The sequence below is a fragment of the Streptomyces sp. CB02056 genome (assembly GCF_001905545.1).
Classification (GTDB): Bacteria; Actinomycetota; Actinomycetes; order Streptomycetales; family Streptomycetaceae; genus Kitasatospora.
On the sequence record NZ_LIPD01000007.1, the window covers coordinates 210,988 to 237,159 of the forward strand.

19 protein-coding genes and 1 riboswitch are annotated in these 26,172 nt (G+C 74.4%); of the genes, 7 read left to right on the forward strand and 12 right to left on the reverse strand.

Translation table 11 applies throughout. From position 1 onward, the window contains the following. Positions 1 to 17: 17 nt before the first annotated feature. Entirely contained in the window at positions 18 to 1,421 is a 1,404-nt protein-coding gene (locus AMK13_RS19850) for a short-chain fatty acyl-CoA regulator family protein (RefSeq protein WP_074003450.1), read from the reverse strand. Positions 1,422 to 1,776: 355 nt separating this feature from the next. Between AMK13_RS19850 and aceA the strand changes: the two genes are divergently transcribed. The 3 genes from aceA to AMK13_RS19865 all read left to right on the forward strand — a co-directional run bounded on the left by aceA (position 1,777) and on the right by AMK13_RS19865 (position 5,741). Beyond that, the gene (gene aceA / locus AMK13_RS19855) at positions 1,777 to 3,069 is read left to right on the forward strand and encodes an isocitrate lyase (protein WP_074003451.1); all 1,293 of its coding nucleotides are present in this window, start codon (positions 1,777 to 1,779) and stop codon (positions 3,067 to 3,069) included. Between the two features lie 167 nt (positions 3,070 to 3,236). Continuing rightward, complete coding sequence (gene aceB / locus AMK13_RS19860; RefSeq protein WP_074003452.1) at positions 3,237 to 4,847, forward strand: malate synthase A; 1,611 nt, start codon at positions 3,237 to 3,239, stop codon at positions 4,845 to 4,847. Between the two features lie 27 nt (positions 4,848 to 4,874). Further along, positions 4,875 to 5,741 carry a 3-hydroxybutyryl-CoA dehydrogenase gene (locus AMK13_RS19865; RefSeq protein WP_074003453.1) on the forward strand — a complete coding sequence of 289 codons (867 nt, stop codon included), beginning with the start codon at positions 4,875 to 4,877 and terminating at the stop codon, positions 5,739 to 5,741. 66 nt (positions 5,742 to 5,807) lie between these two features. Here AMK13_RS19865 and AMK13_RS19870 read toward each other — a convergent pair whose 3' ends face one another. Further along, a complete protein-coding gene (locus AMK13_RS19870; protein WP_074003800.1) occupies positions 5,808 to 6,611 on the reverse strand; it encodes an adenosylcobinamide amidohydrolase in 804 nt (267 codons plus the stop codon). Positions 6,612 to 6,899: 288 nt separating this feature from the next. Between AMK13_RS19870 and AMK13_RS19875 the strand changes: the two genes are divergently transcribed. The 3 genes from AMK13_RS19875 to AMK13_RS19885 are packed head-to-tail and all read left to right on the forward strand — an operon-like array spanning position 6,900 to position 10,466. Then, positions 6,900 to 8,405: an MmgE/PrpD family protein gene (locus AMK13_RS19875; protein ID WP_074003454.1), complete on the forward strand. Its 1,506-nt coding sequence runs from the start codon at positions 6,900 to 6,902 to the stop codon at positions 8,403 to 8,405. After that, positions 8,405 to 9,310: a methylisocitrate lyase gene (gene prpB, locus AMK13_RS19880; RefSeq protein WP_074003455.1), complete on the forward strand. Its 906-nt coding sequence runs from the start codon at positions 8,405 to 8,407 to the stop codon at positions 9,308 to 9,310. Before AMK13_RS19875 ends, prpB begins: the two co-directional genes overlap by 1 nt. Before the next feature lie 19 nt (positions 9,311 to 9,329). Continuing rightward, positions 9,330 to 10,466, forward strand: a complete 1,137-nt coding sequence (locus AMK13_RS19885; RefSeq protein ID WP_074003456.1) for a bifunctional 2-methylcitrate synthase/citrate synthase — start codon at positions 9,330 to 9,332, stop codon at positions 10,464 to 10,466. A 21-nt stretch (positions 10,467 to 10,487) separates the two neighbouring features. Here the strand turns inward: AMK13_RS19885 and AMK13_RS19890 are convergent, their stop codons facing one another. The 3 genes from AMK13_RS19890 to folP form a co-directional block, all read right to left on the reverse strand. Then, on the reverse strand, positions 10,488 to 11,099 hold the full coding sequence (locus AMK13_RS19890; RefSeq protein WP_241852960.1) for a polysaccharide deacetylase family protein: 612 nt from the start codon (positions 11,097 to 11,099) through the stop codon (positions 10,488 to 10,490). Positions 11,100 to 11,554: 455 nt separating this feature from the next. After that, the gene (locus AMK13_RS19895) at positions 11,555 to 13,018 is read right to left on the reverse strand and encodes a short-chain fatty acyl-CoA regulator family protein (RefSeq protein ID WP_074003458.1); all 1,464 of its coding nucleotides are present in this window, start codon (positions 13,016 to 13,018) and stop codon (positions 11,555 to 11,557) included. 64 nt (positions 13,019 to 13,082) lie between these two features. Next, complete coding sequence (gene folP / locus AMK13_RS19900) at positions 13,083 to 13,964, reverse strand: dihydropteroate synthase (RefSeq protein WP_074003459.1); 882 nt, start codon at positions 13,962 to 13,964, stop codon at positions 13,083 to 13,085. A 134-nt stretch (positions 13,965 to 14,098) separates the two neighbouring features. Between folP and metF the strand changes: the two genes are divergently transcribed. Continuing rightward, entirely contained in the window at positions 14,099 to 15,016 is a 918-nt protein-coding gene (gene metF / locus AMK13_RS19905; RefSeq protein WP_074003460.1) for a methylenetetrahydrofolate reductase [NAD(P)H], read from the forward strand. An 83-nt stretch (positions 15,017 to 15,099) separates the two neighbouring features. Here metF and metE read toward each other — a convergent pair whose 3' ends face one another. The 7 genes from metE to AMK13_RS19940 all read right to left on the reverse strand — a co-directional run bounded on the left by metE (position 15,100) and on the right by AMK13_RS19940 (position 25,943). After that, positions 15,100 to 17,415 carry a 5-methyltetrahydropteroyltriglutamate--homocysteine S-methyltransferase gene (gene metE / locus AMK13_RS19910; protein WP_074003461.1) on the reverse strand — a complete coding sequence of 772 codons (2,316 nt, stop codon included), beginning with the start codon at positions 17,413 to 17,415 and terminating at the stop codon, positions 15,100 to 15,102. A 181-nt stretch (positions 17,416 to 17,596) separates the two neighbouring features. Further along, positions 17,597 to 17,800: riboswitch (cobalamin riboswitch) on the reverse strand. A 99-nt stretch (positions 17,801 to 17,899) separates the two neighbouring features. Further along, positions 17,900 to 18,190, reverse strand: a complete 291-nt coding sequence (locus AMK13_RS19915) for a hypothetical protein (RefSeq protein WP_074003462.1) — start codon at positions 18,188 to 18,190, stop codon at positions 17,900 to 17,902. Between the two features lie 45 nt (positions 18,191 to 18,235). Continuing rightward, positions 18,236 to 19,102 carry an ECF transporter S component gene (locus AMK13_RS19920; protein WP_074003463.1) on the reverse strand — a complete coding sequence of 289 codons (867 nt, stop codon included), beginning with the start codon at positions 19,100 to 19,102 and terminating at the stop codon, positions 18,236 to 18,238. Beyond that, a complete protein-coding gene (locus AMK13_RS19925; RefSeq protein WP_074003464.1) occupies positions 19,099 to 20,742 on the reverse strand; it encodes an ABC transporter ATP-binding protein in 1,644 nt (547 codons plus the stop codon). The genes AMK13_RS19920 and AMK13_RS19925 overlap by 4 nt, the downstream gene beginning before the upstream one ends. Continuing rightward, positions 20,739 to 21,977 carry a CbiQ family ECF transporter T component gene (locus AMK13_RS19930; RefSeq protein ID WP_074003465.1) on the reverse strand — a complete coding sequence of 413 codons (1,239 nt, stop codon included), beginning with the start codon at positions 21,975 to 21,977 and terminating at the stop codon, positions 20,739 to 20,741. Before AMK13_RS19930 ends, AMK13_RS19925 begins: the two co-directional genes overlap by 4 nt. Before the next feature lie 4 nt (positions 21,978 to 21,981). Next, positions 21,982 to 23,091: a hypothetical protein gene (locus AMK13_RS19935; protein WP_198959394.1), complete on the reverse strand. Its 1,110-nt coding sequence runs from the start codon at positions 23,089 to 23,091 to the stop codon at positions 21,982 to 21,984. Continuing rightward, entirely contained in the window at positions 23,088 to 25,943 is a 2,856-nt protein-coding gene (locus tag AMK13_RS19940; protein ID WP_074003466.1) for a prenyltransferase/squalene oxidase repeat-containing protein, read from the reverse strand. Before AMK13_RS19940 ends, AMK13_RS19935 begins: the two co-directional genes overlap by 4 nt. Positions 25,944 to 26,172: the final 229 nt, after the last annotated feature.

The window sequence follows — 26,172 nt, forward strand, 5'->3', positions numbered from 1 at the left end:
CAGCCGTCCGGGCGCCCTCAGTCCCGGCGGCCGGGCAGCGCGGCGTACGGGACGAAGGTGCTGGTGTGCTCGTCGACGGCCAGCGGTCGGCCGATGGCCGGGGCGGAGCGCTGCGGGCAGGCCGGGCGTTCGCAGACCTTGCAGCCGAGGCCGATCGGGGTGGCGGCCGCCTCGTCGCCGAGGTCCAGGCCGGCGGAGTAGACCAGTCGGCCGGCGTGCCGGATCTCGCAGCCGAGGCCGATGGCGAAGGTCTTGCCGGGGCGGCCCCAGCCGCCGGGCGAGCGGGTGACGGCGCGGGCGGTCCAGAGGTAGCGGCGGCCGTCCGGCATGGCGGCGACCTGGACGTGGACGCGCCCGGGGGTGGCGAAGGCGTCGTAGACGTTCCACAGCGGGCAGGTGCCGCCGGTGCGGGAGAAGTGGAAGGGCGTGGCGGACTGGCGCTTCGAGACGTTCCCGGCCCGGTCGACGCGTACGAAGGAGAACGGCACGCCGCGCAGGCCGGGGCGCTGGAGGGTGCTGAGCCGGTGGCAGACCGTCTCGTAGCCGACGCCGAAGTGGTCGGCGAGGTGCTCGATGTCGTAGCGGGCCGCCTCCGCCTGGGCGTGGAAGGCGGTGTAGGGCAGGACGAGGGCGGCGGCGAAGTAGTTGGCCAGGCCGATGCGGGTGAGCGCGAAGGCGGTGGAGCCCTCCGGGCTGTCCTGGGAGGCGAGTTCGGACAGCAGGGAGTCGTGTTCCAGGTAGGCCAGCTGGGTGGCCATCCGGAAGGCCTGCTGGCCGGGGCGCAGCCGGTCGGACAGCCGGAGGGTCCGGGTCGGCTCGTCGTACTGGTGCAGCTGTCCGCCTCCGGTGGCGATCCGGACCCGGTGCCCGGTGGCGAGCCGTTCGGCCAGCACCGTCCTGACCTCGCCGCGCCGCAGGCCGATGGATGTCGCCAAGTCCTCGGCGGCCGTGTCGAGTTCGTGGAGGTAGTTCCGGCGGCGGTAGAAGAACTCGCGGACCTGCTCGTGCGGGGTGTGCGTGTCGACCCCGAGGCCGCGGTCTCCGGCGAGGACGGCGAGCTGCTCGGCGGCGTCCCGGCGGCCGCGGGCCAGGTCGCTCAACAGCCGTGCCACGGAGGGCAGTCGGGCGGCGAGCTCGTCGAGGTCACCGCCAGTGATCCGGCCGGCCGTGACCTCCTCGCCGAGCGCGTCGCGCAGTTCGGCGGTGAGCCGGGCGCTGTCGGGCGGGGCGAAGTAGCCGGCCTCGACGCCGAAGGCCTCGGTGAGGCGCAGCAGGACGGGCACGGTGAGGGGACGGGCGTCGTGCTCCAACTGGTTGACGTAGCTGGGCGAGAGGTCGAGCAGCCGGGCGAGGGCGGCCTGGCTGAGGCCGCGCTCCTCGCGCAGGCGGCGCAGCCGGGCACCGGCGAAGGCCTTTCCCATGGTGTCGTTCTCCCCGCTGTGCGCATCGGTCGATCCGGCGCGGGCAGCCTAGCCGCAGCGCGGCCAGTCAGCCCTTCGCAACCTTCGCGGATTCACCGATGAGCGTTCGCAGAAGTTGGCCGCGGTCCACCGGTGACGGCGGCTCGGCGGGGGTGCCAGAGTCGGTGCTGCGGCCGGGAGGTGCGCAGGACAGCCGCAGAGCACCAGGTCGCTCGCGGTCCGGTGGGCTGTCCGGGCCTCCACGTCCCGCGGTGCGCCACCGCAGCCCGGCACCGTCCGGCCGCCCACTCGCCCTCGCGGTGAGGTGCGTCACATCCTTCGCAACGAGCAAACGAGCACCCTGGGGAGCAGGCCCATGACTCAGTCGGTCCGGCAGCAGCAGGAGCAGCAGGCGGCGGAGCTCGCCGCCCGGTGGGCCTCCGACCCGCGGTGGGCGGGCATCGAGCGCACGTACACGGCGGCGGATGTGGTCCGGCTGTCCGGGACGGTGCGCGAGGAGCACACCCTGGCCCGGCGCGGCGCCGAGCGGCTGTGGCGGCAGCTGCACGAGCAGGACTACGTCCACGCGCTCGGCGCGCTGACCGGCGGCCAGGCCGTGCAGATGGTGAAGGCCGGGCTGCAGGCGATCTACCTGTCCGGCTGGCAGGTCGCGGCCGACGCCAACCAGGCCGGGCAGACGTACCCGGACCAGAGCCTCTACCCCGCCAACTCCGTTCCCCAGGTGGTGCGTCGGATCAACAACGCGCTGCTGCGGGCGGACGGGATCGACGCGGCGGAGGGCAACGGCGGCCCGGACTGGCTGGTGCCGATCGTCGCCGACGCGGAGGCCGGCTTCGGCGGCCCGCTGAACGCCTTCGAGCTCACCAAGGGCATGATCGCGGCCGGCGCGGCGGGCATCCACTACGAGGACCAGCTGGCCTCCGAGAAGAAGTGCGGCCACCTCGGCGGCAAGGTGCTCGTCCCCACCGCCCAGCACATCCGCACCCTGAACGCCGCCCGCCTGGCCGCCGACATCGCCGACGTGCCGACCCTGATCGTCGCCCGCACCGACGCGCTCGCCGCCAACCTGCTGACCAGCGACGTGGACGAGCGCGACGCCCGGTTCTGCACCGGCGAGCGGACGGCCGAGGGCTTCTACCGGGTCGAGCCCGGCATGGCCCCGGTGATCTCGCGCGGCCTGGCCTTCGCCCCGTACGCGGACCTGCTCTGGGTGGAGACCGGCACCCCGGACCTGGAGCAGGCCCGGGAGTTCGCCGAGGCGGTCAAGGCCGAGCACCCGGACACGATGCTCGCCTACAACTGCTCGCCCTCCTTCAACTGGAAGGCCGCGCTGGACGACGACCAGATCGCCAAGTTCCAGCGGGAGTTGGGGGCGATGGGCTACCGCTTCCAGTTCATCACGCTGGCCGGCTTCCACGCGCTCAACCACTCGATGTTCCAGCTCGCCCGCGGCTACGCCGAGCACGGGATGACGGCCTATGTCGACCTCCAGGAGGCCGAGTTCGCGGCCGTGCCGGACGGCTACACCGCCGTGAAGCACCAGCGCGAGGTCGGCACCGGGTACTTCGACCTGGTCTCCACCGCGCTCAACCCGAACGCCGAGACGCTCGCCCTGACCGGCTCCACCGAGGCCGAGCAGTTCCACTGAGTCCGAAGGAGGCCGCCGGGCCCGAAGCGGGCCGCCGAGCCGGAAGGACAGCACCACCGAGCCACCCTGGCAGCCGCTTTGGGGAGCGGCCGCCGCCCACCCCGCCGCCCGGGGCCTCGTTGAGGGACGAGGCCCCGGGCGCCTTCCACCCGCCCCTGGAGCACCGGATGAGCCAGCCCAGCCGCATCGAGGTCCTCGGAGAACACGAGGACCGCTTCGACGAGATCCTCACCCCCGAGGCGCTCGCCTTCCTCGCCCGTCTGCACGACCGGTTCGCCGCCCGCCGCACCGCGCTGCTCGCCGAACGCGACCGGCGCCGCGCCGAGTTGGCGGACGGCGGCAGCCTCGACTTCCTCCCCGGGACCCGCGCCGTCCGCGAGGACAGCACGTGGCGCGTGGCCGGCGCCGGGCCGGGCCTGGCCGACCGCCGGGTGGAGATCACCGGCCCGCCCGAGCGCCGGATGACCGTCAACGCGCTCAACTCCGGTGCCAGGGTGTGGCTCGCCGACTTCGAGGACGCCACCGCCCCCACCTGGCACAACCTGGTCTCCGGGCAGCTCAACCTGGTCGACGCGGTCGAACGCCGGATCGACGACACCACCCCTGAGGGCAAGCGCTACCGGATCGGCGACTCCCCCGCCACCATCGTCGTCCGCCCGCGCGGCTGGCACCTCGACGAGCAGCACCTGCTGGTCGACGGCCGCCCCGCCGTCGGCGCGTTGGTCGACTTCGGCCTCTACCTCTTCCACTGCGGCAAGCGGCAGATCGAGCGCGGCAGCGGCCCGTACTTCTACCTGCCCAAGCTGGAGGACCACCGCGAAGCCCGGCTCTGGAACGAGGTCTTCGCCTTCGCCCAGGCCGAGTTGGGCATCCCGCACGGCACGATCCGGGCCACCGTGCTGATCGAGACCATCACCGCGGCCTTCGAGATGGACGAGATCCTCTACGAGCTGCGCGAGCACGCCGCCGGGCTCAACGCCGGGCGCTGGGACTACCTGTTCAGCCTGATCAAGAACTTCGCCCAGCACGGCCCGCGCTACGTGCTGCCGGACCGCGCCACCCTCACCATGACCCAGCCCTTCCTGCGCGCCTACACCGACCTGCTGGTGCGCACCTGCCACCGGCGCGGCGCCCACGCCATCGGCGGCATGGCCGCCGCCATCCCCCAACGCGCCCCGGAGGCCAACGCGGTGGCCCTCACCAAGGTGCGCGCCGACAAGGAGCGGGAGGCCGGCGACGGCTTCGACGGCTCCTGGGTCGCCCACCCCGGCCTGGTCGCCACCTGCCGCACCGCCTTCGACGACGTCCTCGGCGACCGGCCGAACCAGCTCGACCGCACCCGCGAGGACGTCGAGGTCACCGCCGCCGACCTGCTCGGCGTGCACAGGCTGTCCGCCGGCCTGCCGACCGACCAGGGGCTGCGCTCCAACATCGCCGTCGCCCTGCGCTACCTCACCGCCTGGCTCGGCGGTTCCGGAGCCGTCGCCGTCTTCGGGCTGATGGAGGACGTCGCCACCGCCGAGATCGCCCGCTGCCAGATCTGGCAGTGGCAGCACCACTGCACCCGGCTGACCGGCGGCTCGCTCGTCACCCCGGACATGGTGCGGCGCCTGATCGACCGGGAGCGCGCCACACTGCTCGCCGAGGGCGCCGACCCGACGCTGGTGGACGACGCGGTGCGGATCCTGGAGGACACCGCCCTCGGCGCCGACCTGCCCGCCTTCCTCACCACCGAGGCCTACGCCCGCCACCTCGTGCGGATCCGCACCGCGGCCTGAGCCGCCCCACCACGGAGGCAGTGCACCATGAACGACATCCGCCGCGTCGCGGTCGTCGGCGCCGGACAGATGGGCGCCGGCATCGCCGAGGTCTTCGCCCGCGCCGGGCTCGACACCGTCGTCTGCGAGGCCGGCCGGGACTCCCTGCGCACCGCCCGGGCCCGGATCGACCGCTCGCTGCACCGCGCCGCCGACCGCGGCCGGATCAGCGAGGAGCAGCGCACCGACGCCTGGGCCCACCTGCTGTTCGCCGACGACCTGGAGGCGCTCGCCGACCGCCAGTTGGTGGTCGAGGCCGTCGTCGAGGACGAACGGGTCAAGACCGAGGTGCTCACCACCCTGGACAAGGTGCTCGTCGCCGAGGACGCCGTCCTGGCCACCAACACCTCGGCCATCCCGGTCACCCGCCTCGGCATCACCACGGGCCGCGCCTCCCACGTCCTGGGGCTGCACTTCTTCAACCCGGCCCCGGTGATGCCGCTGGTCGAGCTGGTGTCCTCGCTGCACACCGCCCCGACCGTCCTCGACCGGGTGGAGGGCTTCGCCCGGGACGTCCTCGGCAAGCACGTCGTCCACTCCCGCGACCGGGCCGGCTTCGTCGTCAACGCCCTGCTGGTGCCGTACCTGCTCGCCGCGATCCGGATGGCCGAGGCCGGCCACGCCAGCCCCGAGGACATCGACGCCGGGATGGTCCACGGCTGCGCCCACCCCATGGGGCCGCTCCAACTCGCCGACCTGATCGGGCTGGACACCGTCGAGGCGATCGCCCGGTCGATGTACGAGGAGTACAAGGAGCCGCTGTACGCGCCCCCGCCGCTGCTCTCCCGCATGGTGGAGGCCGGACTGCTCGGCCGCAAGAGCGGACGGGGGTTCCACGCGCACGCCTCGGCGTGACGAGCGCGCCCCGCCGGTGCCCGGCTCCCGTCGCGGAGGGCCGGGAACCGGCGGGGCGGCGTGGTTTCAGACGGTGACGCGTCCGGGCGCTCCAGTTGCTCGGGGCACTCCAGCCCCTTCGGCTGAAAGGACGTCCGCCCGGTGGCAGTCCGGCCGGGGCCCCTGGTGCGGCACACCCGGCCCCTCCCGCCGCCGGGCCCGGTCGCGTTCCGCCCCGTCGAGGACGGCCCGGTGGACGGCGCGGGCCAGCCGGGAGCCCCAGACCGACCGCGGGCCGCCGAAGGGGTCGGCCGCCTCGCCGTCGACCGGGGTGCGGACGGCCACGCACACGGCGTCGGACGGGGTGCCCGAGCACGAGTAGCCGGCGTCCAGGAGGGCCTGCACCTTCGCCTCGGTGGCCGTCGCCAGCAGGTTCACCAGCCCCGCGTCGGCCACCGGCGCGGGCACGACCGCGAGGATGTTGATCGTCCCCGGGACGTACGGACCGGGCGGTGCCGCGGCTGCCGCGGCCCAGGTCGGGACGCCGATGCCGGTCGTCACCAGGGCGACGGCGCCGCCGTCCTCACCCCAGGTGCAGTCGTCGACCTCCGCGGCGGTCATCAGCCCGACACCCGGCCCGCGCAGGCCCTCGGCCTCCGCCAGCTCCGCCAGGTGCCGCTCCGGGTCCATCCGGCTGTAGCCGGGCCGGACCTGGGCGTTCACCACCCAGCCGCGCTCGCCGATCCCGCCGCCCAGCACGGCGCTGCTGACCATCCGCCAGCCCGGGCCGGCCTTCCACACCAGCAGGTGACGACACGAGCCGTCCTCCGACCGCGCGGACCGGAGGACGGCGGGTCGCCGCAGCTCGGACACCAGGCTGTTCGCTGTGATCACCTCAGAGGCAGGGGGCGGTCGGGGCCGGCCCGGTCCGGCGGCGTGGTGCGGTGATCACCGGCGGAGGAGGCCCTGTGGATCCTAGCCCCGCGAGACCGGTCCGCAGGATTCGCGGTTTCGCGGGCTCTGCAGGTTCGCACGATCCGCGGATTCGCAGGATTCGCGGATTCGCAGCCCGGAGCTGTCCGGATTCCGCGGATTGGCCTGCTGGATCCCCGCCCGCCGGCGCGGCAGCCTGGAGCGTACGAGCCCGTCAGGGCGGTCCCGACGCTCCCGAGGAGTCCCGTGATCGAGCACCACGTCCGCGTCCACCCCAGCGCCGACCGGCTGCCGCGAGAGGAGCAGTTGGCCTGGAAACTGGCCGCCGTCGCCACCGCCACCGAGGAGCTGGACCCGGCCGCCGTGGGCATGGCCGTCAACCGGGTCGTCGACAACGCCTCGGTCGCGGTCGCGTCGCTGCTGCGCCGGCCGGTGGCGGTGGCCCGGTCCCAGGCGCTCGCGCACCACGGGGCGCCCGGCGCCCGGGTGTTCGGCAGCCTGGCCAGGGTCTCCCCCGAGTGGGCGGCCTGGGCCAACGGCACCGCCGTACGCGAGCTGGACTTCCACGACACCTACCTCGCCGCCGACTACTCCCACCCCGGGGACAACATCCCGCCGCTGCTGGCCGTCGCCCAGCACACCGGGCGCACCGGCGCCGACCTGCTGCGCGGCATCGTCGCCGCCTACGAGGTCCACGTCGCCCTGGTCAAGGGCATCTGTCTGCACGCCCACCGGATCGACCACGTCGCGCACCTGAGCGCGGCCACCGCCTGCGGCCTCGGCGCGCTGCTGCGGCTGCCGACGGAGACGGTGTACCAGGCGGTGCAGCAGGCCGTGCACACCACGACGGCGACCCGGCAGTCCCGCAAGGGCGAGATCTCCAGCTGGAAGGCCTTCGCCCCGGCCTTCGCCGGCAAGGCCGCAATCGAGGCGGTGGACCGGGCGATGCGCGGCGAGACCTCGCCCTCCCCGGTCTACGAGGGCGAGGACGGCTTCCTCGCCTGGATGCTCGACGGCCCGGACGCCGACTACACCGTGCCGCTGCCCGGGCCCGGCGAACCGCGCCGGGCGATCCTGGACACCTACACCAAGGAGCACTCCGCCGAGTACCAGGCCCAGGCGGTCATCGACCTGGCCCGGCGGCTGCGCGAGAAGACCGGGCCGCTGGAGCGGGTGCGCTCGGTGGTGCTGCACACCAGCCACCACACCCACCACGTCATCGGCTCCGGCGCCAACGACCCGCAGAAGTACGACCCGACGGCCAACCGGGAGACCCTCGACCACTCGATCCCGTACATCCTCGCCGTCGCCCTGGAGGACGGCGGCTGGCACCACGAGCGCTCCTACGCCCCCGAGCGGGCCGCCCGGCCCTCGACCGTCGCCCTGTGGCGGAAGGTCAGCACGGTCGAGGACCCGGAGTGGACCCGCCGCTACCACGACCCCGACCCGCAGCACCGGGCCTTCGGCGGCCGGATCGTGATCACCCTGGACGACGGCTCCGTCATCGAGGACGAGCTGGCCGTCGCCGACGCCCACCCGGCCGGCGCCCGCCCCTTCGACCGCCCCGCGTACCAGCGGAAGTTCCGCACCCTCACCGAGGGCGTCGTCACCCCCACCGACCAGGACCGCTTCCTCACCGCCGCCGCCGGCCTCGCCGAGCTGACGACCGCCGGCCTCGACGAACTGTTCCCGGCCGTCGACACCGAGGCCGTCCGCGAGTTCGACCGCACCCTGCCGAAGGGCCTGTTCTGATGCTGCACACCCGCACCACCGCCGCCGAGCGCCGCCGGGCGCTGCGCGAACAGCTCGCCTCCGGACGGCTGCTGCGCGTCCCCGGCGCGATCAACCCGCTCTCCGCCCGGCTCATCCAGGACACCGGCTTCGACGCCGTCTACCTCTCCGGCGCCGTGCTCGCCGCCGACCTCGGCCTGCCGGACATCGGCCTGACCACCTCCACCGAGGTCGCCGCCCGCGCCCAGCAGACCACCCGGGTCACCGACCTCCCGGTGCTGATCGACGCCGACACCGGCTTCGGCGAGCCGATGAACGCCGCCCGTACCGTCCAGCTCCTGGAGGACGCGGGCCTGGCCGGGCTGCACCTGGAGGACCAGGTCAACCCCAAGCGCTGCGGCCACCTCGACGGCAAGACCATCGCGCCCCGCGAGGAGATGGTCCGCCGGCTGCGCGCCGCCGTCGACGCCCGCCGCGACCCCGACTTCCTGCTGATGGCCCGCACCGACGCCCGCTCCGTCGAAGGACTCGGCGCCGCGATCGACCGGGCCAAGGCCTACGTCGACGCCGGAGCCGACGCGATCTTCCCCGAGGCCCTCGCCGACGAGGCCGAGTACGAGGCGTTCCGCAAGGCCGTGGACGTGCCGCTGCTCGCGAACCTCACCGAGTTCGGCAGGACCCCGCTGCTGGACACCCGCACCCTGGAGAGCCTCGGCTACAACATCGCCCTCTACCCGGTCACCCTGCTGCGGCTCGCCATGGGCGCGATCGAGGACGGGCTGCGCACCATCGCCACCGAGGGCACCCAGGAGCCGCTGCTGCCGCGCATGCAGACCCGCTCCCGGCTGTACGAACTCCTCGGCTACGCCGACTACTCGGCCTTCGACTCGGCCGTCTTCGACTTCACCCTCCCGCCCGGCACCTGACCCGCACCGGAGACCAGCCATGCCCACCACCGCACCCGAGGTCCACCGCGGCCTCGCCGGTGTCGTCGTCGACACCACCGGGATCTCCACCGTCATCCCGGAGACCAACTCCCTCACCTACCGCGGCTACCCCGTCCAGGACCTCGCCGCCCACCGCTCCTTCGAGGAGGTCGCCTATCTGCTCTGGCACGGCGAACTGCCCGACGGCGCCCAGCTGCGCGAGTTCCGGGCCCGCGAGCGCGCCCTGCGCCCGCTCGACCGCACCACCGCCGAGCTGCTCGCGAAACTGCCCGAGACCTGCCACCCGATGGACGTGCTGCGCACCGCCGTCAGCTTCTTCGGCGCCGAGGACCCGACCGAGGACGACGGCCGCCCGGCGCCCGGCCTCGCCAAGTCCCTGACCCTGCTGGCGAAACTGCCCACCGTCGTCGCCGCCGACCAGCGCCGTCGCCGGGGCCTCGCCCCGATCGCACCGGACCCGGACCTCGGGTACGCGGAGAACTTCTTCCACATGTGCTTCGGCGCCGTGCCCGCCCCCGAGGTGGTCCGCTGCTTCGAGGTCTCGCTGGTGCTGTACGCCGAGCACAGCTTCAACGCCTCCACCTTCACCGCCCGCGTCGTCACCTCCACCCTCTCCGACCTCTACAGCGCCGTCACCGCCGCGATCGGCGCGCTCAAGGGCCCGCTGCACGGCGGCGCCAACGAGGCCGTGATGCACATGCTGGAGGAGATCGGCGACCCGGCCCGCGCCGCCGACTGGCTCGACGACGCCCTCGCGGCGAAGCGGAAGGTCATGGGCTTCGGCCACCGGGTCTACCAGCACGGCGACTCCCGCGTCCCGATCATGCAGGCCGCCCTCGACGACCTGGTGGCCCTGGCGGCCGACCCCGGGACGACCCGGCTGGCCGCCCTGCACGCGGCGCTGCGCGAGGCGGTGCTGGACCGCAAGGGCATCCACCCCAACCTCGACTACCCCGCGGGCCTCGCCTACCACCTGATGGGCTTCGACACCCCGGTCTTCACCCCGCTCTTCGTGATGAGCCGGGTCACCGGCTGGACCGCCCACATCACCGAACAGCTCGCCCACAACGCCCTGATCCGCCCGCTCGCCTCCTACGACGGCCCGGAACAGCGGCCGGTGCCGGCCTCCGCGTAGGAGACCGGCACCGCCGTCCGGTCAGGCCCGCGGGGTGGTGAAGCGGTAGCCGGAGTCGATCAGGGAGGGGAGGAAGCGCGTGAGAGCGGCCACCGTCTGCGAACGGTCGCCCCCGCCGTCATGGGTGAGCACGATCGCTCCCGGGCGCATCTCCTTCGTGAGCCGACCGAGGATCACGTCCGTCCCCGGCTCTGCCCAGTCCTCCGGGTCGACCGTCCAGCCCATCGGCCGCATCCCGAGCTCCCTGCTCGTCCTGAGCGTCCTCGGGGCCCAGTCCCCGCCCGGGGCCCGGAACCAGACGGGCGACTTGCCGGTGATCCCGGCGAGGAGGTCGGAGGTGCGCGTCAGCTCCTCCCGCACCTGGGCGTCGTCGGGAAGGTGACGGAGGTCCGGATGGCTCCAGGTGTGGTTGCCGATGCGGTGCCCCCGCGCCGCGATCTCCCGGACCAGGTCGGGACGGGCGGCCGCGTTCTCGCCGATCAGGAAGAACGTCGCCCGGATCCCGTGCTTCTCCAGCAGCGCCAGGACGTCGGGGGTGTGGCGCGGATGGGGTCCGTCGTCGATGGTGAGGGCCACCACCTTCCCCTCCTCCGCGAGTTCGAACAGCGGCCGGCTCTCCGCCTCGGTCAGCACCCTGGGGGCTTCCGGGGCGGCCTCCGGCGCGGTTTCAGGCGCGGCCTCCGGCGCGGCCGCCGGTGCGGCTTCCGGTGCGGCCGCCGGGGGTGCGGCCGCGGGCGGCGGCCCGGCGTTCCCTCTCGGCGCGGTACCGGGTTCCCCGGCCCGCCGTGCTCCCCCGCACCCTGCGGCGCCGAGGACCGACAACCCGGCCGCGGCCAGGATCAGCCTTCGCGAGACAATCTGATGATCTGACATTTTCTGGGTGTCCCCCCGGGCCTGACGCCCCCTCCCGGCGTTCACCCCGAGGGACCCACATCACCACCCGGAAGGACCCAGGGCCACACGGTCGGCGGCACGGTGCCGGGTCCGTCGCCGTCGCCCGGCCTGCGGCCGGGACGCCCCGACCACAGGGCCCCGACCGCGGCACCCGGGTGCCGCCCGCCGCCGGTGCGACGTCTCGGCGGCACCGGTCAGCGGCGCCCCTCCCGATCTCCGTCGCGCCCTTCGGCGACGACCGGGTAGGGCACCCTGGTGCGCCGGTCCGGGTCCACCACCAGCCGGCCGCCGACGGGGGGCCGGGCTCGCTGGGCGCAGTCGGTCCGCTCGCAGATCCGGCAGCCCAGGCCGATCGGCGTGGCCGCCTCCCGGCCGTCCAGGGCGATGCCCTCGGCGTAGACCAGGCGGTGGGCGTGGCGCAGCTCGCAGCCGAGCGCGACGGCGAACTCGCTGCGCGGCGCGCGGTGGCCGAAGCCGCCGTGGGTGACGGTGCGGGCGATCCAGAAGTACCGCTTGCCGTCCGGCATCTCGGCGATCTGGGTGAGGATCCGGCCCGGCGCCGAGAAGGCCTCGTAGACCGTCCAGAGCGGGCAGGTGCCGCCGAGGCGGGAGAAGTGGAAGTCGGTCGCGGACTGCCGCTTGGAGATGTTGCCCGCCCGGTCGGCGCGCAGGAAGGAGAACGGCACGCCCCGGCGGCCGGTGCGCTGCAGGGTGCTCAGCCGGTGGCAAACCGTCTCGAAGCCGACCCCGAAGCGGGCGCCGAGCAGGTCGATGTCGTAGCGCAGCTCCTCGGCGGCGGCGTGGAAGGCCGAGTAGGGCATCAGCAGCGCACCGGCGAAGTAGGTGGCGAGGCCGATCCGGGCGAGGTCCGCCGCCTGGGGCGAGGTGAGGTCGGGCCCTGCCGCCGAGACCAGCGCGTCGAGCAGCGGCCGGTGCTCCAGCAGCGCGAGCTGGGTGGCCAGTTGGAAGGCCCGCTGACCGTCGGTCAGCCACGCGGAGAGGCGGAGGGTGCCGCTCACCGGATCGAACCGGCGCATCTCCGCCTGCCGCCGGTGGTCCGCGTCAACCACCCGCACGCCGTGCCGTTCGCCGAGTGCGGCCGCCAGCGCGGCGGCGAGGCCGCCGGCCGTGGTCGCCCCGAGCGCGGTCGCGGTGCGCTCGGCCTGCTCGTCCAGGGCCGGGATGTGGTTGTGGTGTGTGTAGAAGAAGTCCCGTACCTCGTCGTGGGGTTCGGCCGGGCTGAGCGCGGCGGTCCCGGCAGTGTCGCCGAGATCGGCGACCCTGGCGGCCGCCTCCCGGTAGCGGCGGTACAGCGCGACGAGCGCCCGGGCGACGTCGGGGTGGTCCCGGCTCACCTCCGCGACGTCCTCGGCCGGGACGGGGGCGCCGCACGCCTCGTCGGCGAGGGCGGCGCGCAGGTCGGTGGCGAGGCGCTCCTCGTCGGCCTCGGAGAAGAACTCCGGGTCCACGCCGAACACCTCGGCGATCCGCAGCAGCACGGCGGCGGTGAGCGGGCGCTGGCTGTGCTCGATCTGGTTGAGGTAGCTGGTCGAGATGCCGAGCTCGTGGGCCAGCTCGACCTGGTTCATGCCGTGCTCGCGGCGCAGCCGGCGCAGCTTGGCGTGGGCGAAGATCTTGCGCCCGACGGGACGTGCCATGGTGCGACGCACCCCTCTTCTCTGTTCTTCCCCGGTCTTCTCTTCCCCGGATGGTTGCGAAGGCCTACACCGGTACCTGGCCGACGGTCATCCGGTGGGCCCGCACGGCCGCCTCGACCCGCACGGCATCGGCGGCCGCCCGCACCTCGTGGACCCGTACGGCCCAGGCGCCCTGCGCGGCGGCCAGGACGGCGGCGGCCGAGGTCGCGTCGTCCCGCTCCCGGGCCGGGCGGGGCTCGCCGGTGGCCGGGTCGGCGAGCAGTTCGCCGAGGAAGCGCTTGCGGGAGGGCCCGACCAGGAGCGGGCGGTCCAGCACGGCCCAGGCGTCCAGGGCGGCGAGCAGCGCCCAGTCGTCGCCCCGGCCCTTGGCGAAGCCGAGGCCGGGGTCGAGGACGACCTGCTCCGGGTCGACGCCGGCCGACACCACGGCGTCCATTTGGCGCCCCACTTCGGCGACCACCTCGGCGACGACGTCCCCGTAGTCGGCCAGGTCGTCCATCCCCTGGGACTGCCCCCGCCAGTGCATGACGACGAACGGCACACCGGCCCGCGCGGCCGTCTTGGCCATGGCCTCGTCCGCCCGGCCGCCGCTGACGTCGTTGACGATCCGGGCCCCGGCGTCCACCGCGGCCTCGGCGACCCGGGCGCGCATCGTGTCGATGCTCACCAGGACGCCCTGCCGGGCGAGTCCGCGCACCACCGGCAGCACCCGCGCGAGCTCCTCCTCGACCGGCACCCGGCGGGCGCCGGGGCGGGTCGACTCGCCACCCACGTCCACCATGTCGGCGCCCCGCGCGGCCAGCGCCAGTCCGTGCTCCACCGCCCGGCCCGGGTCCAGCCAGCATCCCCCGTCCGAGAACGAGTCCGGGGTGACGTTGAGGATTCCCATGACCGCGCAGCGACCCCAGTCGGGAAGTCCGGGAAGGGCGTACGCATGTCTTTCCATGGCCCTATTGTGCAGCCTCCGGAGGCCGTTTCGCGACCACTTCCGACCGCCCTCGATCGCGGCCGGAGAAAACCCGCGTATCACACTGTGGACTTTCCACCACGCCATTCCGAGCGGGCGTATACCGTCCTGTCATGACACTCGGGAAACCCTCCACACGCACCGACCGGGCGGCGACCGTCCGCGATCTCCTGGCCACCGGAAAGCGTTCCTATTCGTTCGAGTTCATGCCGCCGCGGAACGCCGAGGCGGAGGCCGGACTGTGGAACGCGATCCGCCGGCTGGAGGCACTCTCCCCCACCTTCGTCTCGGTGACCTACGGTGCGGGCGGCTCGACCCGGGAGCGGACGGTGAACGTCACCGGCCGCATCGCCCAGGAGACGACCCTCACCCCGGCCGCGCACCTGACCGCCGTCGGCCACAGCGTCGGCGAGCTCAGGAACATCCTCGGGCACTACGCCGACCAGGGAGTACGGAACATCCTGGCCCTGCGCGGCGACCCACCGGGCGACCCGCTGGGTGCCTGGGTCCGGCATCCGGGCGGGGTCGAGTACGCCGCCGACCTGGTTCACCTCATCAAGGACTCGGGCGACTTCTGCGTCGGGGTGGCGGCTTTCCCGGAAATGCACCCGAGGTCACCGGACTGGGAGTCGGAAATCCGGCACTTCGTCACGAAGTGCCGTTCCGGAGCCGACTACGCGATCACCCAGATGTTCTTCGAGGTGGACGGATACCTCCGTTTCCGTGACCGTCTCCAGAAGGCCGGATGCGATATTCCGGTGATTCCGGAGATCATGCCGGTGACCAGCATCCGGTCACTGCGCCGAATTCCGACCCTGAGCACCGCTGCCATTCCCACAGCCCTCTCCGACCGCATGCTGGAACACCAAAACGATCCCGCCGCCGTACGCTCGATCGGGATCGAGCACGCCACCGCCATGTGCCGGCGGCTGCTTTCCGAAGGCGTGCCCGGGCTGCATTTCATGACCATGAACTTCTCCACGGTCACCACCGAGATCTACCAGAACCTCGGCCTGCCCCGGTCCGGCTGAACGGGCATGCGGGCCGCGCCGCGACGCGGCCCGCATGCCGTGGCGGGCGTCCCGAACCGGCGGAGGAGTCCCGCCCGGGCGCGTCAGCCGGCGAGTTCCTCGCGCAGCAGGCGGGCGGCGCCGACCAGGCTCTCCAGCGAGGCCCGGGTCTCCGGCCAGCCGCGGGTCTTCAGCCCGCAGTCGGGGTTGACCCAGAGCCGCTCCGCCGGGATCGCGGCCAGGCCCGCGCGCAGCAGGGAGACGGCCTCCTCGGTGCTGGGGACGCGCGGGGAGTGGATGTCCCAGACGCCGGGGCCGACCTCGCGCGGGTAGCCCGCCTCGGCCAGCTCGCCCGCCACCTCCATGTGGGAGCGGGTGGCCTCCAGGGAGATGACGTCGGCGTCGAGGTCGTCGATCGCCGTCATGATGGCGCCGAACTCGGCGTAGCACATGTGGGTGTGGATCTGGGTGTCGGCGCGGACACCGGAGGTGGCGAGGCGGAAGGCCTCGGTGGCCCAGTCCAGGTACGCCGGTCGGGCGGCGGCCCGCAGCGGGAGGGTCTCGCGCAGGGCCGGCTCGTCGACCTGGACGACGGCGGCGCCCCCGGCCTCCAGGTCGACGACCTCGTCGCGCAGGGCGAGGGCGACCTGGCGGGCGGTGTCGGCGAGCGGCTGGTCGTCGCGGACGAAGGACCAGGCGAGCATGGTGACCGGGCCGGTGAGCATGCCCTTGACCGGACGGTCGGTCAGGCCCTGCGCGTAGCGGAACCAGTCGACGGTCATCGGGTGCGGACGGGAGATGTCCCCGGCGAGGACCGGCGGGCGCACGTACCGGGTGCCGTAGGACTGCACCCAGCCGTGCCGGGTGGCCAGGTAGCCGGTGAGCTGCTCGGCGAAGTACTGGACCATGTCGTTGCGCTCGGGCTCGCCGTGCACCAGGACGTCCAGGCCGGCCTTCTCCTGGTACGCGATGACCTCACGGACCTCGGCCTCCATCCGCTCCCGGTACGTGGCGCCGTCGATCCGACCGGCCGTCAGGTCGGCCCGGGCGACGCGCAGTTCGGTGGTCTGCGGGAAGGAGCCGATGGTGGTGGTCGGCAGCAGCGGCAGGCCGAGCCGGGCGCGCTGGGCCTCGGCCCGCTGCGGGTAGGCCTGGGCGCGGCGGGCGTCCGCGTCGGTGACGGCGGCGATCCGGGCGCGCACCGCCGGGTCGCGGGTGATCGGCGAGCCCGCGCGGGAGGCCAGGTCGGCCCGGTTGGCCGCGAGGTCGGCGGCGATCGCGCCGGTGCCCTCGCGCAGGCCGCGGGCGAGCAGCGCCGCCTCGGCGGCCTTCTGCTTGGCGAAGGCCAGCCAGCGGGCGATCTGCGGGTCGATGTCGCGTTCGAGGGTGGCGTCGATCGGCACGTGCAGCAGGGAGCAGGACGGCGCGACGTCGACGGTGTCGGCGAGGCCCAGCAGGGTCGCCAGGGTCGTGAGGGATTTCTCCAGGTCGTTGATCCAGATGTTGCGCCCGTCGATCACCCCCGCCACCAGCCGCTTGCCGGGCAGGCCGCCGGCGGCGGCGAGGTCCTCCAGGTTGGCCGCGGCCGGGCCGGTGAAGTCCAGTGCCAGACCCTCGATCGGGGCCTTCGCCAGGACCGGCAGGGCGTCGCCGAGCCGGTCGAAGTAGCTGGCGACCAGCAGCTTGGGCCGGTCGGTGAGGGCGCCCAGCTCGCGGTAGGCGCGGGCGGCGGCGTTGAGCTCGGCCGGGGTGCGGTCCTGGACCAGCGCGGGCTCGTCCAGCTGCACCCAGTCGGCGCCGGCGGCGCGCAACCCGGCCAGCAGCTCCGCGTAGACGGGCAGCAGCCGGTCCAGCAGGGTGATCGGCTGGAAGTCGGCGGCCACCCCGGGCGCCGGCTTGGCGAGCAGCAGGTAGGTGACCGGCCCGACCAGCACCGGCCGGGCCGCGTGGCCGAGCAGCAGCGCCTCGCGCAGCTCGCCGACGGCCTTGGCCGGGTTCGCCGTGAACACCGTGTCCGGCCCCAGCTCCGGCACCAGGTAGTGGTAGTTGGTGTCGAACCACTTGGTCATCTCCAGCGGGGCGACGTCCTGGTTGCCGCGCGCCATGGCGAAGTACCCGTCCAGCGGGTCGGCTTCGACGGCGGCCCGGTGCCGGGGCGGGATCGCGCCGACGGCGACGGTGGTGTCCAGCACGTGGTCGTAGAACGAGAAGTCACCGGTCGGGACCTCTTCGACGCCGGAGTCGGCGAGCTGCTGCCAGTTCCCCCGGCGCAGGTCGGCGGCGGTGGCCAGCAGCACCTCGGCGGTGACCGAGCCCTTCCAGTAGCCCTCGATGGCCTTCTTGAGCTCCCGGCCCCGGCCCTGGCGGGGGTAGCCGTACGCGGTGGCGACGCTCGCCGCGGCTGCGGACTTCGTGGTCAAGGGACTCTCCTTCGCGAGTCTGTTCTCCTCAGGTACCCGGAGACGGCACGAAGGCGCGAAGGGATGACGTACCCGGCGGCGGCCGTCACGGGAACGTACGGGCCTGGTCCGCCTGGTATGGTCGCCGACCCGCCCACGAGGTCACCGGATAGCCGCGCGCGGGTCGTCCGCGGGCGGGCAGTGGCAGGTCTTCGGACTCGCGGGCGCGTCCGTCCCGTGAAGGGCGGACACCTACTGGCCGTCGCTTCCCAGACCCGTCCCGGGTCCAGTGCGTATGACGGCGGTCGTTCCCACTCACCGCTGCGGGGCAGTCCCGGACTGGCCAGTCGAAAGGCGTCACCGGGTTCCCTCTTGCGACGCCCTGCCTGGCGGACAGGGCGAACCAGCTGCACCGTCAGCTTAGGGGCAAAGCACCGGGCCCGGCGCGGGAATCTCGGAACCCGTCCGGATGGTGGAACGCCACCACGGCTCGCGGGGCCGGTGGTCAGGTCCGCGTCGGGGTGTCCGGCGTGCGCGGCAGGGCGGCGCGGATGTCCGCGAGCAGTCCGGTCAGGCCACATCCCGGACCCAGTCGGCCGTCCAGTCGCGCGAGCTGGTCGGCCGGGATGCCCGCCAGTATCCGTTCGGCTTCGCCCAGCAGCCGCCGTCCCCGCTGGAGGTCGGACCTCATCCTGGCGACCTGCGCCTGCGCCCCGCCCAGCTGGCGGCGGGCGGATTCCAGTGCGGCGTGCTGTTCCGGGGTCAGGACGACGACCTCGACCCCGTCCAGCGTCATCGTCCGGTGCTTCGCGGGCTTGGGTACGATGGTCGGCCTTTCGGTTCAGGGGTGCGCCGGGCCGGTGGGCCGCGCGGCGGTCGGCGGCCCCACCGTGGTGTCCGGGCCGGATGGGGCGTCCGGGCCGGGCGGGGCCTCGAAGCGCACCGTGGGCTCGAAGTTGGCGCGGCGCGCCGCGCGGCGGAAGACGGTGAGGACGGCCGGCCCGACGACGAGCACGGCGGTGAAGGTGGTGACGGCGCGGCCGGTGTCCCAGCCGAGCGAGGTGGCCAGGTCGAACAGCAGGTAGCGGTGCCACTGCTCGGTGAAGGGCAGGCCCGGCAGGTAGGCGATCGAGCTGTTCGGGTCGGTGGAGAACGGCCAGAAGGAGAGGTTCAGCAGGAAGCCGAAGAGGTAGCCGGAGAACGCCCCGTACCCGGCCAGCAGCGGCACCTCCCAGCGCCGCCCGGCCCCCGGCAGCAGTCCGGCGAGCATGCCGACGAAGGCGCAGCCGAACATCTGGTACGGCATCCAGGGGCCGACGCCGCCGGTGAGCAGCGCGGAGGCGAACAGCGAGGTGCAGCCGAGGGTGAAGCCGAAGCCGGGGCCGAAGACCCGGCCGGCCAGCACCAGGATGAAGAAGACCGTCTCCACTCCGGCGGTCCCGGCGCCGAGCGGGCGGAGTCCGGCGTTGACGGCGGACAGGACGCCGAGCATGGCGAGGGCCTTGGCGTCGATGCCGCCCGCGGAGATCTCCGCGATGACGACGGCGAGCACCAGGACCAGCAGGGCGCCGAAGATCAGCGGCGGCGCGTAGTTGGAGCCGAACCGCCCTGGCGCGACGACGAACGGCCAGGTGAAGGCCACCAGCCCGATGAGGGCGGCCAGGGCGACGACGACACGGGCCCGGCCGGGGATCCGGACGGCGGTCACCGGGCGGCCTCCACCGCTTCCACGGCCGCCGCGACCTGTTGCACCGTCAGATAGCCGAGCGGGGCGAGGATCTTGGCGGTCTGCGGGGCGAAGGTGGGCGAGGCGACGATGACCTCGGCGGTGGGCCCGTCGGCGACGATCTCGCCCTCGGCCATCACCACGACGCGGTCGGCGGCGGAGGCGACGAACTCGACGTCGTGGGTGGAGACGACGACCGTACGGCCTTCGGCGGCGAGGGCGTCGACGATGCCGGTGAGCGCCTCCTTCGCCTGGTAGTCGAGCCCCCGGGTGGGTTCGTCCAGCAGCACGACCCTTGGTGCGGCGGCGAGTTGGATCGCCAGGACGAGGGCCAGCTTCTGTCCCTCGGAGAGGTCCCGGGGGTGGGTGCCGTCCGGGATCCCGGGGGCCAGGCGGTCGAGGACCTGCCGTGCGGTCGGCCCGCCGGCGCCGTCGGCTTCGAGGTCGCTCTGGGCGAGTTCCTGGGCGACCGTCTCCAGGTACAGCAGGTCGGTGGGGGTCTGCGGGACGAGCCCGACCAGCTGCCGGGCCCGGGCCGCGGGCAGCCGCTTGGGGTCCGCGGCCGGGCCGCCCCCGGCGCCGGTGACCTTCACGCTGCCGCCCTGGCGGGGCCCGGAGCCCTGGAGGGCCCACAGGAGCGAGGACTTGCCGGACCCGTTGCGGCCCATCAGCGCCGTGACCTCGCCCGCCCGCAGCTCCAGCCGGACGTCCCGGACGGCGGCCACCGGCCCGTACCGGACGACCACCCCAGTCGCCTCCAGCACCGGTTCCCCCGCCACCGCTGCCCGGCGCGGCGGGGGAACCGGCAGGTCCGTGAGCCTCTCCCGCAGCGGCGCGGCGGCCCGGCGGGCGTCCCGGACGGACAGCGGCAGCGGCCGCCAGCCGGCCAGTCGGCCGAGGTCGACGACGGGCGGCGCGATCGCGGTGTCCCGGAAGACCTCGGCCGGGGGGCCGTGCACGACCGTCCCGTCGCCGGGCAGGTAGGCGACCCGGTCGGCGTACTGGACGACCCGCTCCAGGCGGTGCTCGGCCAGCAGGACGGTCACGCCGAGGTCGTGGACCAGCCGGGTGATCGCGGCCAGCACCTCCTCGGCGGCGGTCGGGTCGAGCGCGGAGGTCGGCTCGTCCAGCACCAGGACGCGCGGGTGCGCGGTGAGCACCGAGCCGATGGCGACGCGCTGCTGCTGGCCGCCGGAGAGCTCGTACAGGGCCCGGTGGCGCAGGTCGGCCAGGCCGAGCAGGTCCAGGGTCTCCTCGACGCGCTTGCGCATGGTCTCCGACGGGATCGCCAACTGCTCCATGACGTACGCCAGTTCCTCCTCCACCGTGTCGGTGGTGAAGCCGGCCAGCGGGTCCTGCCCGACCACGCCGACCACGTCGGCGAGTTCGCGCGGCGGGTGGTGGGCGGTGTCGCGGCCGTCCACGGTGACCCGGCCGCGCAGGGTGCCGCCGGTGAAGTGCGGCACCAGGCCGTTGACGGCGCCGAGCAGGGTCGACTTGCCGACGCCGGTGCGGCCGACCACCAGGCAGAGCTCGCCCTCCGGGATGTGCAGGTCGACGTCGCGCAGGACGGGCGTGCTCTCGCCGTCGTACACCACGCCGACCCGGTCGAATCGGATCACGTGCTCACCTCGGAGGTCGTGCGGTCGGTGCGGTCGGTGGGGGCGGCGTCGGGACGTGCGGCCGGGCGCGGCCCCGGCCCGGCGGCGGGTCCGGGTGTCCGGCCGGGCGGCGGCGAGACGATACCGGCCGCCCCCGCCAGCAGCAGGGCGAGCACCGGGACGAGCGGCAGAGTCGGCCAAGTCAGCGGGTACAGCGAGGGGTTGAGGTCGGTGGCGTCGTAGCCGACGGTGGCGAACAGCAGCACGGCGGCGGTCACCCCGCAGCCGGCCACGCCCCACTCGGCGGCCCGCCAGCGGTCCGGCCGGTAGGTGGTGCGCCGCACCCGCCGCCCGCCGAGCAGCAGGCCCGCCACGCAGAGCACGGCGCCCGCGAGGAAGGCGGGCAGGCCGAGCGCGGCCGGGGCCGTCCCGTCCAGCAGCCCGTACACCCCGGCGCACAGGCCGCACATGCCGAGCAGCATCAGCGCGCCGGTCAGCCGGCGGGAGCGGCGCGAGGCGGTGCCGGAACGCCCGTAGCCGCGCGAGTCCATCGCGGCCGCGAGGCTGAGCGAACGCTCCAGCGCGTCCTCCAGGACCGGCACCACGATGCTGCGCAGGGCGCGGACGCCCTTGCGCCGCCCGGCACGCAACCGCCGTGCCCGGGCGACGCGTTGGACGCTCTGCACCAGCTGGGGCGCGACGCTGAGCGACACCGTCACGGCGACGCCAAGCTCGTACAGGGCCCCCGGCAGCACCCGCAGCGCCCGCTTGGGGTTCGCCAGGGTGTTCGCGGCGCCGATGCAGCAGATCAGACAGGCCAGCCGCAGCCCGTCGAAGGCCGCCGAGAGCGTGGCCTCCAGCGAGACCGGGCCGCCGATCTCGATGCCCGCGTACCAGGCGGGGGTGGGGATGTGCGGCAGGGAGAAGAGCAGGTGGTCGTGCGGGGTGACACCGGTGGCGAAGACGCACCGGAAGACCACCCGGATCGCCACCACCGTCAGGGCCAGCCACAGGTAGTAGGTGAACCCGCGCGCCCACGGCGCCTCGCTGCGGCGGGCGGTGACCACGAAGCCGAGCACGGCGAGGACGAGCAGGAGCAGCAGCGGGTTGGTGGTACGGCTGGCCGCCGTCGCCAGGGCGAGCGCCCAGGCCCACCAGGCCAGCGGGTGGAGGTTGCGCGGGACGCGCCGGCCCCCCGCGGCCCGCCCGGGGGCGCGCTGCGGGGAGCCGGGTTCGCGTGTGTCGAGCGTGCCCACCGGATCACTCGGCCCGTCGGCGGCGGCGCCGGGCGGCCACCACCGTGGCCACGCCCAGCGCCACGACGAGGACCGAGCCGAGCACGGCGGGGACCATCGACCCGGAGTCGTGCGGGGCGTCGGCCACCGGGTTGGCGTCCACCACCCCGCCGGGCACGGCTGCCGCGGACGTGGGCCCGGCCTCGGCCGCGGCCGTCTGCGGTGTCGACTGGTCGCTCGGGGCATCGGTCGGCGGGGCGGTGGACGGCTCGGCCGGCACCGGCGTGGGGTCGGGCGCGCCCGGCGGGGTGCTGCCGTCCTCGGGGGTGGCGGCGGGGTCCGTCCCCGGGGTCGCGGCGGACGCGGGCGGACGGGCTCCGCCGGGCTGAGGCGCGGCGGGGGCCGGGGCCCGGCCGCCGGTTGAACCAGTGCCGCCGGTTGAGCCGGAGCCGCCGGTCGCACCGGAGCCGCTGCCGCCCGTCGTACCGGATCCGCCCGTCCCGCCGGAACCGCCCGCCGCTCCGCCGGAGCCGCCCGTCGTGCCCTGGCCGGGGTCGGCCGGCTGCCCGCCCGGGCTGGAGTTGTGGGCCCGGACGCTGTCCGGCGAGATCGTCGGACGGCCTTCGGTGCCCTCGACGTTGGTGCCGCCGAAGATCCACAGGTCGACGCTGCCGGGCTTCGGCTGGTAGAGCATCGCGCCGAGCTGGCTGTAGGACCACTCGTTCTGGCCCGGATCGGCGTGCCAGTACGACCAGTACGCGGTGGCCGGGGGCGTCAGGACGCACTTCTCCTGGTCCGGCGTCGGGTACTGCTTGCCGCCCTGGAAGCCGCTGTAGCCGATCCGGCAGATGAAGGCCGGACCGTCGTGGCCGGTGCCGGTGGTCTTCCAGCCGCCCTGGTTGAGCAGGGTGAACCCGGTGGTGGGCGTGGTGCCGCAGGAGCGCAGCAGCGGGCCGCCCCACTTGCCGAAGTCCACGGCGAGTACGGCACCGGAGGTGGTGGTGCACTGCTCGATCGGCAACGGGGTCGCGGCGGCCGGGGTCGTGCCCGCGGCGACGCCGCCGAAGGCGAGGGCGAAGGTCAGCGACGCCGCCCCGGACAGCCGGGCGAGGCGCGTGCCGAGTCCCCGGCTCACCGGTGACGCCCCGGGGCGGCCGCGGTGCGGCGACGGGCGACGAGGACGGCCCCGGCGCCGAGCGCGGTCAGCGCGCCGGCTCCCGCCGTCAGTGCCAGTGCCTGGCTTCCGGTACTGGCCAGGCCGCCTGAACCGGTCCGCACCGGTACGCCCCCTGCCCCGGCGGCACTGTCACCCTTCGGGGTGTCGATGCCGCCGGACGACGGGGTGTCGGTGGCCGGGATCGGCACGGTCGTCGTGGGCGAGCCCGCCGGGGTGCCGGTCGGCGTCCCGGTGGGACTGACCGTCGGGGTGGGCGTTCCCGTCGGGGTACCTGTCGGCGTCCCGGTGGGAGTAGGCGTCGGCGTGCCCGCGAGGTCGCGGGACAGCGTCCCGAAGGAGATGCCGGTGGCACCGCCCAGCACCTGCGTGGACGCGCGGACGTCCGACCCCCGCTGCCCGGCCGCCGCGACGTTGAACCCGCCGTCGCCGTTCTGCTGCCCGGCGAGGAAGTCGAGCGCCTTGGCGATCTGTCCACCGTAGGCGGCCTGGCGCAGCGTCAGGCCCTGGACGGCCAGCGCGGCCGAGTTGGTGGAGTCGCCGGACGCGCCGGGGAAGCCGCCGTCGGGCAGCTGCCGCGCGGCGAGCCAGCCGAGCCCCTGGTCGACCGCCTGGGCGGCCTCGTCCCCGGGGACGAGGGCGAGGGCCATGACGGCCATCGCCGTGCTGTCCACGTCGGAGTCGCCGGTGGCGGGGATCAGGCTCGGCCAGGAGCCGTCCGGGTGCTGGAGGCCCTTCAGGTAGGCGATCGCGGGGGCGACGCTGGTGGACTCCCCGGCCCGGAGCTGGGCCATGACGGCGAGCGCCTGGGAGAAGACGGAGGTGGCGTAGGCGTAGTTGCCCGGGGCGGCGCAGCCGGTGGTCGCGTCGGCCTTGGCACACACCAGTGCGGCGAGGGCGGCGATCAGGTCGTGGCCGCCGAAGTCCCGCGGGTTGCGGCCGACGGCCTCGGCGAGCAGCGCCTCCTTGCCGATGGACCCGCCGCCGGCGTACTCGGTGCCGATCGCGGTCCAGTCGTTGACGGTGCGCTCGCTCGCGTCCTTGCCCTGCTGGTCGAGGAAGTCGACGATCCGGCGCAGCGCGGCGTCGTCGGTGCCGGTCGCGGCGAGGGCGTAGGCCCCGTCGATGGTCAGGCCGAAGTCGGCGAAGGCCGGGAAGCCCTCGTAGTAGTGGCCGTCGATCAGCCGGGACGGGTCGGTGAGGTAGGCGCTCCCCCTGGCCGCGTCGGGCTTCCTCCCCGCGGGCGGGGTCGGCGTGGTGGTGGGGCCGTCCGGGTTGTGCCGGACGGTGGTGAGGTCGGTGCCGGTGAGGGCCAGGAGGGCCTGCTCGGTGGCGACGGCGTCCGGGTCGGTGGTCGACTCGTCGGGGCCGAGGCCGCCGTCCTTGCCCTGGCGGGCGGCGAGCCAGGCGGTGGCGGCGGCCCGGTGGGCGTCCTGGCCGGTGGCCCGGAAGACCTGGGCGGCGATCGCGGTGCTGGTGGTGTCGCCGGGGGCGCCGGGGTACGGGAGGAGGGAGCCGTCGGGCTGCTGGCTCGCCGCGAGCTGGTCGGCGGCCTTCCTGGCGGCCGCTTCGTAGCCGGGGGCGGTCCGCAGGGCGAGGGCGGCGATCGCGGTGGCGGACGGGTCGGACTCGCAGTGGTCACCCGCGACGATCATCGAACCGGCCATGCCGCCGTCGGCGCACTGGAAGGCCGCGAACCGGGCGAGGGCCGGGGCGGGCGGCGTCACGCCGGCGCGCTGCAGGGCGATGACGCCGAGGGACTGGACCCAGGGCGAGGACGCGCCGAGGAAGTCCCCGGCGGCGGTGCACCTGCCGTTCTCCCCCGCCCCCGTGCAGACGTGGTCGGTGAGTACGGCGACCAGGTCGTGGCCGCCGAAGGCGCGCGGGTCGCGGCCGGTGCTCTCGGCGACGAGGGACAGCAGGGCGGCGGCCCTGGTGTCCGGCGCGCCGGTCGGCCCATCAGGGTGCAGGAACGCGTCGGTGTGGGCGTCGAGGAAGGCGACCACCTTGCGCAGCGCCGGGTCCTGCGTCCCCGCCGCCGCGAGCGCGATGGCGGTGAGGGCGGTCCGGGGGTAGTCGGGCCCCGGGGCGGCCCAGTTCTCCATGTGGTCGCCGCCGACGAGTTGGCCGGCCAGCCAGGCCGCGGCGGCCGCCGGGTCGCCCGTGGCGGAGGGGGATCCGGTGGGGCTCGGGGTCGTACTCGGGCTCGCCGTCGCCGACGGGGAGGCGGAGGGCGAGGGGCCGCCGTTCCTGGCGCGGACGGAGTCCGGGGTGAAGTTCGGCGCCCCGCTGGTTCCGCCGACGTCCGTACCGCCGTAGACCCAGGCCTCGACCTCGCCGGGCTTGGGCTTCTGCGTGCCGGCCCCGAACCGGCTGTAGGACCAGGCCTGTTGGCCGGGTTCGGCGATCCAGTACGACCAGTACGCGGTGGCCTGCGGGGTGTTGACGCACGGCTCCTCGGCCGGTGTCGGGTACTGGGCGCCGCTGTTGAAGGTCCCGGTCCCGAGCCGGCAGATGAAGGCCGGTCCGTCGTGCTCGGTGCCGGTCGTGGTGAAGCCGGCGTTGTGCAGCAGGTTCATGCCCGTCGTGGGGTGGGCGTCGCAGCCCCGGACGACGCCGCCGCCCCAGTGGGTGAAGTCGACGGCGACGATCGCGCCCGTCGTCGCCGTGCACCGCTCGATCGGGTCGGCCGAGGCGGTACCCGGGTACCCGAGCAGGACCGTGCCGCAGGCGGCGACGGCGACGGTGCCTGCGACCACCAGCGAGGCGAGGTCCCGGTTCCTGTGACGTGTGCGATTGCTGCTGACCCTCACGACGACTCCCTGGTCGGTCGACACGCGAGGCGACGGCGCAGCCGACGGTCGCCCGCGGGCACGGGGGCCGTCGAAACCGCGTCGTAGTCCGCGACGACGCAAGTGCTCTGTGAACAGACCCCCGGTCCAGGCATTCCGGCTCACCCACCCCCAGGTGGGTCCACGGTTGCGGGTCAGCGCCGGAGTTGGACCGGCTTCCCCTGAATGCCGAGGGCAAAAAATCGGTTCA